Annotated in this window: 18 protein-coding genes and 2 riboswitches; of the genes, 14 read left to right on the forward strand and 4 right to left on the reverse strand. The window is 71.1% G+C overall.

Annotated elements, in window-relative coordinates:
- Positions 1–7: 7 nt before the first annotated feature.
- The 13 genes from FNH21_RS05560 (at position 8) to FNH21_RS05620 (ending at position 11,133) form a co-directional block, all read left to right on the forward strand.
- Positions 8–805 carry a methyltransferase domain-containing protein gene (locus tag FNH21_RS05560; protein ID WP_152812897.1) on the forward strand — a complete coding sequence of 266 codons (798 nt, stop codon included), beginning with the start codon at positions 8–10 and terminating at the stop codon, positions 803–805.
- A 412-nt stretch (positions 806–1,217) separates the two neighbouring features.
- Positions 1,218–1,385, forward strand: a complete 168-nt coding sequence (locus FNH21_RS05565; RefSeq protein WP_191931647.1) for a hypothetical protein — start codon at positions 1,218–1,220, stop codon at positions 1,383–1,385.
- A 31-nt stretch (positions 1,386–1,416) separates the two neighbouring features.
- Positions 1,417–1,926, forward strand: coding sequence for a low molecular weight protein-tyrosine-phosphatase (locus FNH21_RS05570; RefSeq protein ID WP_152812899.1), 510 nt, complete (start codon positions 1,417–1,419; stop codon positions 1,924–1,926).
- Positions 1,927–1,949: 23 nt separating this feature from the next.
- Positions 1,950–2,567 (forward strand): LysE family transporter, encoded by a 618-nt coding sequence (locus FNH21_RS05575; protein WP_191931648.1) that lies wholly within the window; start codon positions 1,950–1,952, stop codon positions 2,565–2,567.
- Between the two features lie 3 nt (positions 2,568–2,570).
- The gene (pabB, locus tag FNH21_RS05580; RefSeq protein ID WP_191931649.1) at positions 2,571–4,652 is read left to right on the forward strand and encodes an aminodeoxychorismate synthase component I; all 2,082 of its coding nucleotides are present in this window, start codon (positions 2,571–2,573) and stop codon (positions 4,650–4,652) included.
- 158 nt (positions 4,653–4,810) lie between these two features.
- The gene (locus tag FNH21_RS05585) at positions 4,811–4,984 is read left to right on the forward strand and encodes a DUF1059 domain-containing protein (RefSeq protein ID WP_152812901.1); all 174 of its coding nucleotides are present in this window, start codon (positions 4,811–4,813) and stop codon (positions 4,982–4,984) included.
- Positions 4,985–5,022: 38 nt separating this feature from the next.
- Positions 5,023–6,204: an EAL domain-containing protein gene (locus FNH21_RS05590; RefSeq protein WP_152812903.1), complete on the forward strand. Its 1,182-nt coding sequence runs from the start codon at positions 5,023–5,025 to the stop codon at positions 6,202–6,204.
- A gap of 296 nt (positions 6,205–6,500) precedes the next feature.
- A complete protein-coding gene (locus FNH21_RS05595; RefSeq protein WP_152812905.1) occupies positions 6,501–6,731 on the forward strand; it encodes a hypothetical protein in 231 nt (76 codons plus the stop codon).
- Between the two features lie 58 nt (positions 6,732–6,789).
- Complete coding sequence (locus tag FNH21_RS05600) at positions 6,790–7,395, forward strand: GNAT family N-acetyltransferase (RefSeq protein WP_152812907.1); 606 nt, start codon at positions 6,790–6,792, stop codon at positions 7,393–7,395.
- A gap of 38 nt (positions 7,396–7,433) precedes the next feature.
- Positions 7,434–8,312, forward strand: coding sequence for an aminodeoxychorismate lyase (locus tag FNH21_RS05605; protein WP_152812909.1), 879 nt, complete (start codon positions 7,434–7,436; stop codon positions 8,310–8,312).
- A gap of 106 nt (positions 8,313–8,418) precedes the next feature.
- Positions 8,419–8,536, forward strand: a riboswitch (SAM riboswitch).
- Between the two features lie 176 nt (positions 8,537–8,712).
- On the forward strand, positions 8,713–9,627 hold the full coding sequence (locus tag FNH21_RS05610; protein ID WP_152812911.1) for an ABC transporter substrate-binding protein: 915 nt from the start codon (positions 8,713–8,715) through the stop codon (positions 9,625–9,627).
- 10 nt (positions 9,628–9,637) lie between these two features.
- Positions 9,638–10,399 carry an amino acid ABC transporter permease gene (locus FNH21_RS05615; RefSeq protein ID WP_152812913.1) on the forward strand — a complete coding sequence of 254 codons (762 nt, stop codon included), beginning with the start codon at positions 9,638–9,640 and terminating at the stop codon, positions 10,397–10,399.
- Entirely contained in the window at positions 10,396–11,133 is a 738-nt protein-coding gene (locus FNH21_RS05620; RefSeq protein WP_152812915.1) for an amino acid ABC transporter ATP-binding protein, read from the forward strand. The genes FNH21_RS05615 and FNH21_RS05620 overlap by 4 nt, the downstream gene beginning before the upstream one ends.
- A gap of 102 nt (positions 11,134–11,235) precedes the next feature.
- Here the strand turns inward: FNH21_RS05620 and FNH21_RS05625 are convergent, their stop codons facing one another.
- The 3 genes from FNH21_RS05625 to FNH21_RS05635 are packed head-to-tail and all read right to left on the reverse strand — an operon-like array spanning position 11,236 to position 14,128.
- Positions 11,236–12,033, reverse strand: a complete 798-nt coding sequence (locus FNH21_RS05625) for an energy-coupling factor transporter transmembrane component T family protein (protein ID WP_152812917.1) — start codon at positions 12,031–12,033, stop codon at positions 11,236–11,238.
- Positions 12,030–13,523 (reverse strand): ATP-binding cassette domain-containing protein, encoded by a 1,494-nt coding sequence (locus tag FNH21_RS05630; RefSeq protein ID WP_191931650.1) that lies wholly within the window; start codon positions 13,521–13,523, stop codon positions 12,030–12,032. Before FNH21_RS05630 ends, FNH21_RS05625 begins: the two co-directional genes overlap by 4 nt.
- Positions 13,520–14,128: an ECF transporter S component gene (locus FNH21_RS05635; protein WP_152812921.1), complete on the reverse strand. Its 609-nt coding sequence runs from the start codon at positions 14,126–14,128 to the stop codon at positions 13,520–13,522. Before FNH21_RS05635 ends, FNH21_RS05630 begins: the two co-directional genes overlap by 4 nt.
- Positions 14,129–14,188: 60 nt before the next feature.
- A riboswitch (TPP riboswitch) is annotated at positions 14,189–14,313 on the reverse strand.
- Positions 14,314–14,478: 165 nt separating this feature from the next.
- Between FNH21_RS05635 and FNH21_RS05640 the strand changes: the two genes are divergently transcribed.
- On the forward strand, positions 14,479–14,739 hold the full coding sequence (locus tag FNH21_RS05640; protein ID WP_087028468.1) for a DUF4235 domain-containing protein: 261 nt from the start codon (positions 14,479–14,481) through the stop codon (positions 14,737–14,739).
- A 95-nt stretch (positions 14,740–14,834) separates the two neighbouring features.
- On the opposite strand, the gene FNH21_RS05645 is transcribed toward FNH21_RS05640, so the two are convergent.
- Positions 14,835–15,959: an FUSC family protein gene (locus tag FNH21_RS05645; protein WP_152812923.1), complete on the reverse strand. Its 1,125-nt coding sequence runs from the start codon at positions 15,957–15,959 to the stop codon at positions 14,835–14,837.
- Between the last annotated feature and the right edge of the window lie 73 nt (positions 15,960–16,032).

A 16,032-nucleotide genomic window follows, 5' to 3' on the forward strand; every position in this document is an offset into this window, starting at 1 on the left:
TCCCCTCATGAGCGACGAGGTCTACTCCCACGGCCACCACCCCAGTGTCACCGCGGCGCACGCCGCCCGAACGGTCGCGACCTCGGCCGCCTACGTCGAGCCCCTCCTCGAGGGCGGGATGGACCTGCTCGACATCGGCTGCGGCCCCGGCAGCATCACCGCCGGATTCGCGGATCTCGTGGTCCCCGGCTCGGTGGTGGGCGTCGACAGCTCGGCGGACGTCATCGCAGAGGCCTCCGAGACCCACGCCGGACTCCTCAACCTGACGTTCCGCGAGGGCAACGTCTACGACCTCGATGCCGCCGACGAGTCCTTCGACGTCGTCCACGCCCATCAGGTCCTCCAGCACCTGGCCGATCCCGTCGCCGCGCTCCGCGAGATGCGACGGGTGGTGCGGCCCGGGGGGCTCGTCGCGGTCCGCGAGGCCGACTTCGGGGCGATGACCTGGTTCCCGGCCGTCGACGAGCTCGACGAGTGGCGCGGGCTCTACGGGCACCTGGCCCGCGGGAACCGGGGTGAGCCCGATGCAGGGCGGAGACTCCCCGGCTGGGCCGCTGCGGCAGGCTTCGCGGAGATCGAGGTGTCGTCGTCGAACTGGACCTATTCCGCCGAGGCGGACCGCCGGTTCCTCGCGGACTCCTGGGCGGACCGGGTGCTGCACTCCGCCTTCGCGACGCAGGTGCTGGAGCGAGGGCTCGCCGATCAGCAGACGCTCCGGCGGCTGGCCGAGGGCTGGCGCCGGTGGGCCCGGCGCGACGACGGCGTCTTCCTCATGCCGAGCGTGGAGATCCTCGCGCGGGGCTGAGACGGGGCAGCACCCGCAGAGGCTGGGCCCATGCAGGACATCGAGAGGGCACCGCGGGGCCGGTGGGAGAGGATCTTCTCCTGGGCATCCGTGGGCAGCCTGTTCCCGACTCTCGTCGTAGGTGACCTCCTCGAGGGACTAGGGCTCTCCTGGTGGGAGCGGATCGGCGTGGTCGCCGTCCTCATCGGCGGCACGACCTACCTCCTCTCCCGACCGGCGTCCGCCGAGCGGGCCCTGCGCCTCGACGCCGACCTGCGCAACGGGATCCTGGACTGCGCCCTCAGGTTCCCCCGCTCCGTACCCGGATCGCTCGGGGACCTCTGGGACCCGGGAGTCGCCCGGGTGGAGGACCTGATCGGCTCCCCCCGGCGCCGGCTGGAGATCGGGCGCACCACCCGGACATACTGGGGTGATGAAATCCGCCCTCATCACCCTGGCCCTCATCGCACTCGTCCTCCTGGTCGTCGGCATCGCCGTCGAGACCCTCAAGTTCCTGCTCTACGTCGGCCTGGTGGTCCTCGTCGGTGCCGCCGTCGTGCTCCTGCTCCAGCGCGTCCGCTCGGGGGCCCGCCGGTCCTAGCCACGGCACCGGGCGTCGCTAGGCTGTCCGCATGTACCGCATCGTCACCGTCTGCACCGGCAACATCTGCCGCTCCCCCATGGCCGAACTCATGCTGGCCCACGCGTTCGCCGAGGCGGGCATGGCAAACGACGTCGTGGTGGACTCCGCGGGCACCACGGACTGGGAGTCCGGGCGACCCATCGACGAGCGCGCAGCAGCGAAGCTGACGGAGCTGGGCATCGAGAGCCACCTCCACCGCGCACGGCGCTTCGAGACCGCGTGGTACCGCGAGCGGGATCTCATCCTGGCGCTCGACCTCGACCACTACCGTGAGCTGCGCTCGGAAGCACCCGACGACGCGTCCCGGGACCGGATCCACCTGCTGCGCGAATTCGACCCGTCGACCACGGACACCGACCTCGAGGACCTCGGCATCTACGACCCCTGGTACGGCGACTCCAGCGATTTCGAGGCCACCTGGGGCATGGTCGACGGCGCCGTCGAGGGCGTGGTCCGCTTCGTGCGGCAGGAGCTCGACGCCGGCGCGCCGGACGCCTGAGTCCGGGCGCTTACCATGAACGGGTGAACCCCTCGCTCTGGCTGGCGCTGCTCGGCGCCGGAACCCTCATCAGCCTCGTTCCCGGGGCAGGTGCGGTGAACACCATGAGCAACGCCCTCACGGTCGGGTTCCGGCGCTCGATCTGGGGCATCCTGGGCCAGCAGACCGCCCTGCTGGTGCACATCGGGATCGCGGCCGCCGGGGTGGGGATCCTGGTGGCGAACTCGCCCCTCGCCTTCGACCTCATCCGCTACACGGGCGCGGCCTACCTCGTCTACCTCGGCGTGAGGAAGTTCCTGCAGAAGCCCGAACACGGTGACCTCCACGCCCTCCGCGGTGCCGAGGGACGGCTCCCGATGTTCCGCCGCGGGGTGTGGGTGAACCTGCTGAACCCCAAGGCCGTCGTGTTCTTCCTCGCGCTGATCCCCCAGTTCATCCGGCCGGACGAGCCCCTCCTGCGTCAGTACGGCGTGCTGGCAGCGACCGTCGTGGTGATCGACGTCCTCGTCATGTGGTTCTTCTACGCCGGGACCGCCCGCTCGTTCCGCCGCTTCACGCGCGACGACCGCGGCCAGAGGATCCTCAACCGCACCTTCGGCTCGCTCTTCGTGGGCGTCGGCGCGCTGCTCGCGCTGGCCTGAGCCGTGCCCACCGACACCCCGCTCCTCATCGCCGTCGACGGCCGGTCCGGTGCGGGCAAGACGACCCTCGCCGTCGAGCTCGCCGCCCTCCTCCGCGAACACCACACCGTGTCCGTGTTCCACCTCGAGGACATCTACCCGGGCTGGGACGGGCTCGACGACGGCGTGGCACGCTACCTGGAGCACGTCCTCCTGCCGCTGCGCTCCGGCAGCACCGCCCGCTGGAAGGCCTGGGACTGGACCGCGGACCGGGACGGACCGGAGCGCACGACGGCCGCCGCGGAGATCGTCCTGCTCGAGGGCGTGGGGGCGGCGACGGCGGCGGCCCGGGCGCATCTCGACGTCGTGATCTGGGTCGAGGCCGACGCCGCGGTGCGGCACCGCTCGGCGATCGCCCGCGACGGTGAGACCTACTCCCCCTTCTGGGACCGCTGGGCCGACCAGGAGTCCGCGTGGCTCGCCGTCGACGATCCGAGCGGTGCGGCCGACGTCGTCGTGCGGGGGCACGAGGTCGAACCGTCGCCACACGCGGTGCGCCTCGCCCTCACCGCCCTGCCCGCCTGCGCCGGGCTGCTCGCACCGGAGCGTGCGGTGCGGCGCGGGCTGGTCCTCGCCGCCGAGCGCATCGACGCCTCGCCGGATGCCGGACCCGACCCTGTGGCGCTGTTCACCGCGCTCTACGCGGAGTCCGCCGCAGCGGTGTGGCTCGACAGCTCGGACGCGGCAGGTGCCCCCGGGGCCGGAGTGGCCCCGGGCGGCCGCAACCGCTTCAGCATCCTGGCCGACGACGGCGGCGCCTTCGGGCAGCAGGCGTTCCACCGGAACGGGGTCACCGAGATCAGTGCGGGCGCCGTGACGACGCGCGTGCGGGAGCCGTTCTTCCGCTGGCTCGACGACGTCTGGGGCCGCCGGGCGGTCCGCTCGCCCGAGGGGCTCGCCTGCGACTTCGGCCTCGGCTGGGTCGGGTACCTCGGCTACGAGCTCAAGCGGGAGACCGGGGGGTCGTCCGGTCCGTCCGTCGGCGAGTCCCTCCCGGATGCGGCGCTCGTCTTCGCCGGGCGCGCCGTCGTGATCGACCATGCCGACGGTGCCGTGCACCTCCTCACGCTCTCCGACGGACGGCCCGACCCCGAGCGGGAGGCATGGTTGGCGCGGGCACGGCATGCCGTCGCCTCCACCGCCCCGCGCAGCCCCGGGAGGCCGCTGCCCGCGCCCGCCTTCACCCTCCGTGACACGCGCGCCGAATATCTCGCGAAGATCCGCCGGGCGCAGGCGGAGATCACCGAGGGCACCACGTACGAGGTGTGCCTCACGACGTCGCTGTCCGCCGAGGTGCCGCGCGTCGATGCCCTGGCGGCCTACCTGCGACTGCGCGCCGTGAGCCCTGCGCCCTTCGCGCACTTCCTCCGCTTCCCCGGCTTCGCGATCGCGAGTTCCTCCCCCGAACGCTTCCTGCGCGTGACCGCCGACGGCGCCATGCGTGCCGAACCGATCAAGGGGACGCGCGGCCGCTCCACGGACGCCGCCGAGGACGCGGCCCTGCTGGAGGACCTGCGGACCTCGCCCAAGGACCGCGCGGAGAACATCATGATCGTGGACCTGCTGCGCAACGACCTCTCCCACCACGCCGTCCCCGGCTCCGTGACCGTCAGCCGCCTGTGCGGGATCGAGACCTACGCCACGGTCCACCAGATGGTCAGCACCATCGACGCGCGCCTGCGCCCGGGCAGCGCCCGCGCCGGCGTCGTCGCCTCGGCCTTCCCGGCAGGGTCCATGACCGGCGCCCCGAAGATCAGCACCATGGCCGTCCTCGACGCGCTCGAGCGGGAGCCGCGGGGGCCCTACTCGGGGGCCGCCGGGTACTTCAGCCTCACCGGGGCCACCGACCTCGCCGTGGTCATCCGCACCCTGGTGCTGCAGGACGGACCGGCGGACGGTGGCACCCGGCTGACCCTCGGCGTGGGCGGAGCGATCACCGCCGACTCCGTCCCGGATGACGAGTGGGACGAGATCCGGACGAAGGCGCGCGGGGTGCTCTCCGCGCTCGGCGCCCGGTTCCCGGATCACGACGCGCCGACGGGCTGATCCCGGCCGACGTCGACGAGGCACGGGAAGAAAGGTCTGGTGCCCCGGGACCCGTATCCCTACGATGTTCTTCTAGGCTGATCGCCGGTACCGGCGACGCAGCACCAGGGCCGGTCATCGGGGGCCGGGCCGTGGCGCAGATGGGGGATTCTTCCGACATGAAGTCGTTCGCGTGTGGTGACGTGGTTCCGGGCTGCGACGCCCGCTGGACGGTCGAGTCCGAGGACGAGCTGCTGGCCGGCGTCCGCGACCACGCTGCGGCGGTCCACGGGCTCGCGGACCTGCCGCCCGCCGTCGTCGCCGCTGTGCGTGCGCGGACGACGACCGCCTGATCCCGGCCGCGTCGACGGGTCCGGGGTGGTGATGGCCGATGCATGACGTCGGGACGGTCCTGCTGCTGGAGGACCAGTGGAGCAGGGACCTCGCGTCGGCCTGCCGGGGGGAGGGCATCGTCTCGATGTACCAGCCGATCGTGGACACGACGCGCGCTACGATCGCCGGTTTCGAGGCACTGCTGCGCTTCCCCGGGTACGGCGAGAAGAACCCGGCGGCGTGGTTCTCCAAGGCCCGCGAACTCGGGCGCGCCGCCGAGCTCGAAGCAGCAGCCCTGCGGGTCGCCCTCGCGCACCGGTCCGGACTCCCCCGGAACACCTTCCTCACGGTCAATGTCTCACCGGACCTCCTCTCCTCGCCCGCGATCCGCTCCGTCTGGGAGGAGTGCGGGAACCTCTCCGGGGTGATCGTAGAGCTCACGGAGCACTCCGCCATCGAGTCCTACGCCGCACTGGCACCGGATCTCGAGCTCCTGAAGGAACGCGGCGCACTGATCGCGGTGGACGACGCCGGCTCCGGGTACGCCGGGCTGCAGCACCTCCTCGCCCTCCGCCCCTCCTTCATCAAGATCGACCGGGACTTCATCAGCAACATCCACCACGACGAGGCGCGCCGTGCCCTCGTCGACATGCTGGGATCCTTCGCCGACAGGATCGACGCGTGGATCATCGCCGAGGGCGTGGAGCAGGTGGAGGAACTGGACGTGCTGGCGTCCCTCGGCGTACCGCTCATGCAGGGCTATCTGCTCGGCCGCCCTGCCCTGCCCTGGGTAGGTCTCGACGAGGGCATGGCGCGGCACCTGGCAACACGCGCCGGCGCCGGCCGTGCTCCCGCCATCCGGGCGATCACCGAGACCGCCCTCACGGCGCGGGACCTCACGGAAGCGGGTGCGGCCTTCGCCACCCAGCCCCTGCTCACGGAGGTGGTCCTCCTTGCCGCCGGACGCCCGGTGTCCGTCCTCACCCGGGAGGACGCCGTGGCCGGGGCGGCGCCGCCGGGGATGTGCGTGAACATCCACACACCCATCCGCGAGGCCCTCGCCCGCTGCATCACCCGCGACGAACCGTCGCGGTTCAGTCCGGTCATGGCCACCGACGACGCCGGTCGCTTCGCGGGACTCGTCCGGCTGGAACGGCTCATCACCGCGCTCACGGACGAGCCGGCTGTCGCCGACGAGGCGATGAGCGCGGGATGCGCCGGCGACGACGGTCCTCCTTGAGGGGAAAAGGACCTGCACGCGAGCGGGAGCACCGGGTTGCCCGGCCATAGTGGAAGGACGCAACCGAAGACCTGGACCTGTCCGCGTCCTGACGTTGACTACATCGAAGCGCGTGCGCGGACGTGGGGTTCCGCCCTCCGGGAGTCAAGAAGAGGCTTCCAGGGGGCGATCTCGACCACCAGTGCGCTCTCGCCCTGATCTCCGCGCCGATCGCAAGCGCTTCCAGCCCGCGTTGCGCAACTTCCCAGCTTCATGGCCGAGGGTGAGACTGAAAGCAACGACGCGAGGGAGACATCATGAGTTCGGGCCACCTTGAACGGGTCGTCGCTGCGGCACGCTCCAGCAGTTCCCACACCATCCAGGGCCTGCACCCCGACACCGGCGCCCTGTCCCTGACGGAACTGCAGGTGGCCGCGGCATCGGCCGTCAGCAGCGGGGAGCCCCTGGCTGTCGTCGCCGCCATGGCTGACCTCCCCTCGCTCGCGGTACTGGATGCCGTCGACGCCCTGCAGCCCGGGTCCCGCTGATCGCTGCGGACCGGTACGGCACCGGGCAGCATCGCCGGCCGGGGACTAGGGTCGATGCATGACCGCCCTCCAGCCGACCGTCCTCCGGGGCACCGGGGTCATCCTCGAGCCCCTCGCTCCGGGCCACCATGACGGACTGGTCGACGCCGCCCGGGACGGAAGCCTCTGGAAGCTGTGGTACACCTCCGTCCCCAGGCCGGAGGACATGGGGCAGGAGATCGAGCGACGCCTCACCCTGCAGGACTCCGGAGCCATGATCCCGTTCACCGCGCGGACCGTCGAGGCGGACGGGCCGGGCCGGATCATCGGCATGACCACCTACATGAACATCGATCGCGACACGCCCCGCGTCGAGATCGGCTCCACCTGGAACGCCGCCTCTGCGCACCGCACGGGCACCAACACCGAGTCCAAGTACCTCCTGCTGCGCCACGCCTTCGAGGTGTTCGGTTGTCCCGCCGTCGAGTTCCGCACCCACTGGCTGAACCACCAGTCCCGCGAGGCCATCACCCGCCTCGGCGCGAAGCAGGACGGCGTCCTCAGGAGCCACACCCGCGCGCGGAACGGCGAGCTGCGCGACACCGTCGTCTACTCGATCCTCGCCCACGAGTGGCCGATGGTGCGGGACAGCCTCCTGTTCAGGATGGGGCGGCCCGCGTCCTGACGGCCGCGCGGACCCCCTCGTCGCCTACGCTGTCAGGCATGACTGTTCTGGTGTTCCTCGACCCGGCCCACGACGACGGCACGGTGGCCGACGCCTCCCGACCCCAGCTCATGGCCACCGATCTCGGCGCAACGCGGGGGGACGGCATCTTCGAGTCGATGCTGGCCGTCGGAGGGACGCCGCGCAAGGAACAGGCCCATCTGGACCGGTTGGCGTCGTCGGCCGCCGCACTGGACCTGACCGTGCCCGAGGCCGGCGCCTGGAGCCGCGCGATCCGCACGGGTCTCCGCGAGTTCGCGGCGGCCGAGCCCGACCGCACGGACGCCGTCGTGAAGCTGATCGCGACGCGCGGCGTCGAGGGTGCGGGCAGCGCGACTGCCTGGGTGCAGGTGTCCCCCGTCCCGGCGTCGACGCTGAGGCAGCGGGAGACGGGTCTCCGGGTGCTGTTCCTCGAGCGCGGATACGACAGCACTGTCGCGCAGCGCGCCCCCTGGCTGCTCATGGGGGCCAAGACGCTCTCCTATGCCGTGAACATGGCGGCCGTGCGGCACGCCAGGGCGCACGGGGCCGACGACGTCATCTTCACGTCCTCCGACGGCAAGGTCCTCGAGGGCCCCACGTCCACGGTGCTGCTCGCCCACGACCGTGACGGGCTGAAGACCCTGCTCACTCCGCAGCTCGAGAGCGGCATCCTGGCCGGCACGTCACAGAGCGCGCTCTTCGCCGCGGCGAAGAAGCAGGGCTGGGAGCTGGGGTACGGTCCGCTCGAGCCCCACCACCTCCTCGAGGCCGACGCCGTGTGGCTCATCTCGAGCATCCGGCTCCTCGCGCCCGTCCTCTCCCTCGACGGCCAGGACCTGCGGACCTCGACGGCCCTGACAGCCGAACTGACCGAGCTCGTCGACCGATTCGTGTAATCCTCGCCACAATCGGGCCCGAAAGGGCCGAATGCGACGCCGATCGCGGCTTTTCACCGCCCGGCGTTTTGACCCGACCCTTCCTGCTGGCCTAGCGTTTTCCTGAAATCAAGAGTTCCAGCCCACGGCCCTGGCCGGCTGGACAGCAACCCTCTCCCGTAGTGGGGTGCTCCAGGTGAAGATTCGGCCGCCGGGACAAGTCCCCCGGATGGCAAGTACGGCGTCGTGCGGTCCAGCACCGGAGAATTCCGGGTCCCCCGTTCCGCATCTGCGCGCACAGCCCAGAACAGCGAGCGTGTCACCCAGCAGCAAGCAGCCCTTCCTCCTGCCGCCCTGCGGCGTCCCCGACATCCCATCCTCCGCGCCCGCCAGCGGGCGCAGCTTCGACGAAGGACCCCCCATGACCATCTCCCGCAAGCTCCTCACGGCCCTCACCGTCCCCCTGCTCGCGCTCACCGTCTCCTGCGGCGGCTCCTCCAGCGAGCCCACCGAGAGCACCGACGCGCTGGCCGGCAGCGATCAGCAGTCGCTCGACCAGTACACCACCGAGGACACCACGCCGATCGACGAGATCGACACGTCCGGGCTCGATCTCATCACCGACGGCACCCTGCGCGTCGGCACGCTCTCGGACGCACCGCCGAACATCTTCCTCGAGGACGGTGTCTTCACCGGCTACGACAACGAACTGCTGCGCGCCATCGGCGAGAAGCTCGACCTCGAGGTCGAGTTCGCCTCCACCGACTTCTCCGCCCTCCTCGCGCAGGTCCAGAACAAGCAGTTCGACGTCGGATCCTCCTCGATCTCGACGACGGCGGCCCGCCGCGAGAACGTCGGCTTCACCAACGGCTACGACTTCGGCTACATGGCCGTCGTGACGAAGGACGGCTCCTCCGTCACGGGCTTCGACTCCCTCTCGGAGAGCACGCGCATCGGCGTGGTCCAGGGCACGGTGCAGGACGACTACGTCTCCAACACGCTGGGCCTCGAGCCGGTCCGCTTCCCCGACTACAACACCGTCTACGCGAACGTGAAGAACGGTCAGGTCGACGCCTGGGTCGCCCCCTCCCAGCAGGCCACCGGCCAGGTGAAGGAGGGTGACGGCACCACGATCGCCGAGACCATCATCAACACGGAGAACTTCACCGCGTACGCCGTCAACAGCGACAACCAGGCCTTGATCGACGCGCTCAACGCCGGCCTCGACGCCGTGATCGCCGACGGCACGTGGACCGAGCTCACCCAGGAGTGGTACCCCGACCGCGAGCTCCCCTCCGACTGGAAGCCCGGCAGCAAAGCCGCGGTCGTGAAGTAGCAGGTCCTGCATGGATGCCTTCGAACAACTCGGTAAGACGTTCTTCGACTGGGAGGCGATGGCCGCCGTCCTGCCGGACCTCCTGACCGTCGGACTGCCCAACACCCTCCTGCTCGCGCTGGCCTCGGGCGTCATCGGCACGATCGTCGGGATGATCCTCGCCATCATGGGGATCTCCCGCAACCGCGTGCTCCGGTGGATCGCCCGCATCTACACGGACATCTTCCGCGGCCTCCCCGCCGTCGTGATCATCCTGCTCATCGGCCTGGGACTCGGTCCGATCCTCCGGCAGGTCACGGGCAGCACGAGCCCCTATCCGCTCGGCATCCTCGCGCTCTCCCTGATCGCGTCGGCGTACATCGGCGAGATCTTCCGCTCGGGCATCCAGAGCGTGGAGAAGGGCCAGCTCGAGGCCACCCGGGCACTGGGCTTCAGCTACGGCTCGTCCATGCGGCTCGTGGTGATCCCCCAGGGCGTCAGACGCGTACTGCCCGCCCTGGTGAACCAGTTCATCGCGCTCATCAAGGAGTCCTCGCTCATCTACTTCATCGGCCTCGTCGCCAGTGAACGGGAGCTCTTCCGCGTGGGCAACGATGCCGCGAGCAACACGGGCAACCTGTCACCGCTCATCGCGGCCGGAGTCCTGTACCTGTGCCTGACCATCCCGCTCACGCATCTGGTGAACTTCATCGACCACCGGCTGCGTGTCGGGCGGAAGCAGAAGCCCGAGCCGGAGGAACTCACCACCATGAGCGAAGGAGCGCGGGCATGAAGGCCATCGAGTCGGGCACGCTGACCGGAAGGGGCCTGCACCTCTCCTTCGGGTCGAACCACGTGCTGCGCGGTATCGACCTGCACGTGGAGCGGGGCACCACGGCGTCCGTGATCGGCCCGTCCGGGTCCGGCAAGTCCACGCTGCTGCGCGTCCTGAACCGCCTCATCGAGCCGGACCAGGGGGACATCCTCCTGGACGGGCGCTCCGTCCTGAAGGACAATCCGGACGAGTTGCGCCGCCGCATCGGGATGGTGTTCCAGCAGTTCAACCTGTTCCCGCACAAGACGGTGCTGGAGAACGTCACCCTGGCCCTGCGCAAGCTGCGCGGGATGTCGGCGGACGAGGCACGCCGGAAGGGCCTCGCCCAGCTGGACCTCGTAGGCCTGAAGCACAAGGCCGACGCCCGGCCGGGCAACCTGTCCGGCGGGCAGCAGCAGCGCGTGGCGATCGCCCGCGCCCTGGCGATGGATCCCGAGGTGATGTTCTTCGACGAGGCGACCTCGGCCCTCGACCCCGAGCTGGTCAAGGGTGTGCTGGCCCTCATGGCGGATCTCGCGTCGGCGGGCATGACCATGGTCGTGGTCACGCACGAGATGGGATTCTCCCGGAACGTCTCCGACACGGTGACGTTCATGGATGCCGGCGTCGTCGTCGAGTCCGGCCCGCCGGCAGCGATCTTCGACGACCCGCGGACGGACCGCCTGCGATCCTTCCTCTCGGACGTCCTCTAGCCGGGCCGCGAGCACGGACGATGCGCCACAGGGGGCCCGCCACGGCAGGCCCCCTGTGGCGTCTGCCCCCGGCCATTTCCCGACGCCGCCCTCCCGGCGGCGTCAGGACAGGATGAAGTTCCAGGTCCCCGCGAGGACGGCTGCGGTGACCGCACCGGCCGCAATGAGGAGCCCGACGGCCGCGACGACGGCGTCGAGCGCCGAGAACGAGCTCTCCCTGGCCCAGGTGCGTGTCCCGCCGCCGAAGCCGCGGGCCTCCATGGCCGTCGCGAGGCGGGTGGCGCGCCGGATCGCCTGCACGATCAGCCCGAAGGACTGCCCGAGGAGGTTCCGGGTGCGCGCGCCGAAGGACCCGCCCGAGCCGACTCCACGGGCATGGCGGGCCAGCCCGAGCGTCTCCCACTGCTCCACCAGCAGACCCGCGAGCCGCAGCGACGCGAGCCCGCCGAGCACGAAGCGGTGCGGCAGGTGCAGCTTCTGCGCGAGGGCGTCGGCGAGGTCTGTGGGGTCGGTGGTGAGCAGGACGAAGATCCCCGGCAGCGCGAGCGCGAGCCCGCGCAGTCCGACGGCGATCCCCGACGCGACGGAGCCCTCGGTGAACAGGAACGGCCCGACGTCGAGCACCACCCCACCGGTCTTCTCGGCCAGCAGTGCCGTGCCGTACGCGCCGATCAGGGCGGCGATCAGCAGCGGCCAGATCCGGCGCGCCAGTGCCAGGACGCTGATGCCGAGCAGGGGCATGAGCACCAGTTCGCAGGTGAGGACCACGGCTGCGCTGACCCAGTCGATACTCGCCATCAGGGCGAGCGTGATGACGGCGGCGGCGAACAGCTTGGATACCGGGTTGGCCCGCAGGAGCGTCCTCCCGGTCAGGACCGGCGTCAGGTAGTCGGTGCTCATCGGTGCACCAGGGTCCCCGCACCGCCGGAGACGTGCAGGGTCGCTCCGCCCAGTGCGTCGATGAACTCGGCGTCGTGGGTCACGGAGAGCACGGCCACACCGTCGTGGACCAGCTCGCGGAGCAGGGTGACGAGCTCGGCCCAGGTCAGGGCGTCCTGCCCGAAGGTCGGCTCGTCGAGGACCAGGATCCGCGGGGTGGTGGCGAGCATCGTCGCCACGGACAGGCGGCGCTTCTCGCCGCCGGAGAGCGTGAAGGGGTTGGCCTTCAGCAGGTGCGTGAGACGGAGGCGCTCGGCGAGTTCCGCGATGCGGCCAGGAGCCTGCGCGCCGCCCACCCGGGCCGGGCCGAAGGCGAGCTCCTCCCCCACGCTCGCGGTGAGGAACTGGTGCTCGGGCTCCTGGAACACCGTCCCGATGCGCTGGACGAGCTCGGGGGACCGCCACCGGAACGGGTCGTCACCGGCCGTGCCCGCGAGGGCCGGGGCGGCCCGGACCGAGCCGGCGCGCGGGCGCAGCAGACCGCCGAGGGTCAGGGCCGCCGTCGACTTGCCGGCACCGTTGGGGCCCGTGATGCCGATGGCCTGCCCGGCACGGACGGCGAGGTCGAGCCCGGCGACGGCGACCGGGCCGCGCTTCGTGCGCGCGACGTCGAGCCCGGTGGCTGCGAGGAGCACCTCCCCTCCGTCGGACGTCGGCACGGCGCCACCGACGGCGGGCCGGCGACCGGGCACCCACACACCCGCCTGTTCGAGACGGCTGCTGGTCGCCTCCTGCACGAGGACCTCGCCGGGTGCGCCGTCGGCGAGGACACCGCCGTCGGCGTCGAGCACGATCACGCGGTCGACGACATCGGCCCACACCGCGACCCGGTGCTCGACGACGACGAGCGTGGCCCGGGTCCGATCGAGGACACGGATCACGGCGTCCCGGACCTCGAGGACGCCGTCCGGGTCCAGGTTGGCCGTGGGTTCGTCGAGCAGCAGCAGACCGGGCTCCATCGCGAGGACGGAGGCGAGTGCGAGGCGCTGCTTCTGCCCGCCGGAGAGGGCGGTGGTGGGGTGGTCGAGCGGCAGGTCGAGGCCGACGTCGTCGAGCGCCCGGTGCACGCGTCGCCAGATCTCGTCCCGCGGCACGGCGAGGTTCTCGGCCGCGAAGGCCACCTCGTCACCGACGCGGGCGAGGACCACCTGGGACTCCGGGTCCTGCAGCACCAGACCCGCGCGTCCCCGCGCCGCGGCGGGAGGGACGCCGTCGAGCAGGAGGTCCCCCTCCTGCTCACCCTCGTCATTGCTGCCGAGCACGCCGGCCAGCGCGTGGAGCACCGTGGACTTCCCCGCGCCGGAGGCACCGAGCAGCAGCACCCGCTCTCCGGGCGTCAGCTCGAGGTCGAGGTGCCGGGCGGCGAACGCCCTGCGCCAGGCGTGGCGCCAGCCCCACCCCCGCGCGCTGACCTGCACTGCGCGCGGGAGGGGCCCGTCGAGTGGTGTCACACATCCGCCGTGCGGCCGGCGGCGAAGGAGGACAGCACGCCCGTCCGTGCCAGGCCCCGGGTGGCGAGCCAAGACAGCAGCCCGGCGATGACGACGCCGGAGATGGCCGCGAAGAGCACGTAGAGGAGCTTGAACTCGATGGTCCACAGCGCGTTGTACAGGATGTTCTCGCTGATCCCGAGCGCCAGTCCGGCACCGAGTCCGGCCAGCAGCGCCACGGGGAGGTTCCATCTCCGGTAGAGGAACAGCAGGAAGACGAGTTCCGCGCCGAGCCCCTGGATGGCGCCCGAGAGCAGCACGGCCAGGCCGAACTGCGTGCCGATGAGGGCGGACACGGCTGCTGCGAGGACCTCGCAGTAGATCGCCGCTCCGGGTTTGCGGATGATCAGGCCGCCGAGGACGCCGGCGATCAGCCAGCCCCCGGAGTAGAGCCCGCCGAGCGGCGGGAAACCGGCGGTGAGCAGACTGATGCCCGAGTAACCGGCGGACCACGCGAAGAACAGGACGCCGACGGCGACCGCGATGACCGAGGCCACGACGATGTCGACGACGCGCCACTGGTTGGTGTGCCGGGAGACGCCCCTGAGGGCGGTGGGTGATGCCATGGTGGATCCTCCTGAGGTACAGGAGGGGGGAGTGCCGGTACCGCCGAGGCGATGTCCGTGCACTCCGAGAACTCGACTCCCTTCGCCGGTACTAGCCGGATCAGGTTCGAGGGTCTGCGGTGGTCCGCACTCTCAGCGCCCGACCCGGCAGCATGCCGCGGGTCTGCGCTCCCCTGTCGTGTGATGGTTGAGCGTTCCGATCCTACACCGCAGAGGAGTGCGCACGGGCAGGCCGACCGGCCTGGACGAACCACGGCGAGGGTCCCGCGGCCAGGGCGGACTCTTCCCTGCGGAGCGCCTCGTCGCGCGGCTAGGGTAGGTACAGGACCACCGGACGAGAAGGAGAAACCATGAACGTCGTGTTCAAGCTGCTCGGAGTGGGAATGAGTGTGGGTGCGGGCTTCGTCGGCACCAAGCTCGTCGACTTCCTGTGGGAGAAGATCACGGGCGAGGCGCCCCCGAAGAGCAAGGACGGGCTGGAGAACACGCTGCGCTCGGCCCTGGTCTTCGCGATCATCTCCGGAGCGGTCAGCACCACCATCCAGGTGCTCACCAACCGTTCCACGCAGAAGGCGATCGAGAGGTTCGCGAAGACCCGCGACCTCACCTGAGTCGCGGGAGTTCCCGGCACCAGCGTGCAGCACGAGGACAGGACGGGCTCCCCAGGGGGCCCGTCCTGTCCTCGTCCGGGACGGCGGCTGTCCCGCTACGTGTCGTCCGCCGGTCGCAGCTCGGGCCCGACTGCCTGGAGGATGCGGTGGAGGCTCATGCCGATCCCCGCGGCTGCGCCGAACGGCACCTCCCTCGAGGACGTCTCGTAGGCCGCCGCTTCCAGGTCGCGGAGGGCGCGTTCCGCCGTGGCGAGCATCGCGGCATCATCCTCCTCCACCGTCCAGAGGTCCAGCACGTCACCGATGGCCCTGAACGCCACCTGGAGCGATGGGCGCACCGCGACCGGCAGGGGCCGCTCCCGGGATGTGCCGTGCAGGGCGTCCTGCAGGAGATTGGTGATGTTCAGGGTGTGCGAGGCCACCACGTCGAGGACCTCGACGTGCCGGTAGTCCTCCCTGACGTCCCGGGGATGGAAGCGCCTGCGCACGTTGCCCTTGCGGCTCTCGTCCGCGTACCGGAGTGCGCTGCGCGCGTTGCGGGCCGAGGCCGAGAGTCCGTCCCGCAACTCCGCCCACCGCGCATCGTCCTCCGCCCAGTCCTCCTCCAGCGCCTGGCCCATCTGCTGCAGGTCCCGGGCCGCGGTCCGTCGGAGCAGGCTCATCTGGCCGACGGCGTCATCGAGGTGGAGCGGCGGGAAGATCAGGGCGCTGACAGCCAGCCCCACCGCCACGCCGACCACGGTCTGCACGAGGTAGCCCAGGGAGTACCCGAGGTCCTCGTTCCCGATCACGAGGACGAAGAGCCCGGCCGAGGCGATCCCCGAACCGCCACCGGCCGTCCTCCTGAGGAATCCGCCCAGCAGCACCCCGGCCCCGACGACGAACGCGATGGTGATCCAGTTCGGATCCCCCGCCCAGACCGCGACGTAGGCGAGGACGATCCCGAGGGTCAGCCCCACCACCGTCTGCAGGCCGAGCTTGAGGGTGCCCGAGACCGTGGGGTACATGGCCAGGAGGGCTCCGAGCGGCGCGTAGTAGGGGTAGTCCGACGGCGTCCCGGGGATGGCCAGGGCCAGGGTCCACGCGAGAGCGGCGGCGAGCGCCGCCTTCGCTGCGAGCAGGAGTTGCGGATTGACGGCCGCCGCGCGCAATCGGCCCTTCAGCTCCGGGTCGAGGCGCGGGACGCGGACGCGGCGGCCGGGAATGCGTTTCTGGGACATCCCGGCAGTATCGCACCGGACCGACCGATGCTGCCCGAGGAGGGGTAGCAGCATCCCCTCCTCGGACAGGGGG

The organism is Arthrobacter bussei (genome assembly GCF_009377195.2).
Lineage (GTDB): Bacteria > Actinomycetota > Actinomycetes > Actinomycetales > Micrococcaceae > Arthrobacter_D > Arthrobacter_D bussei.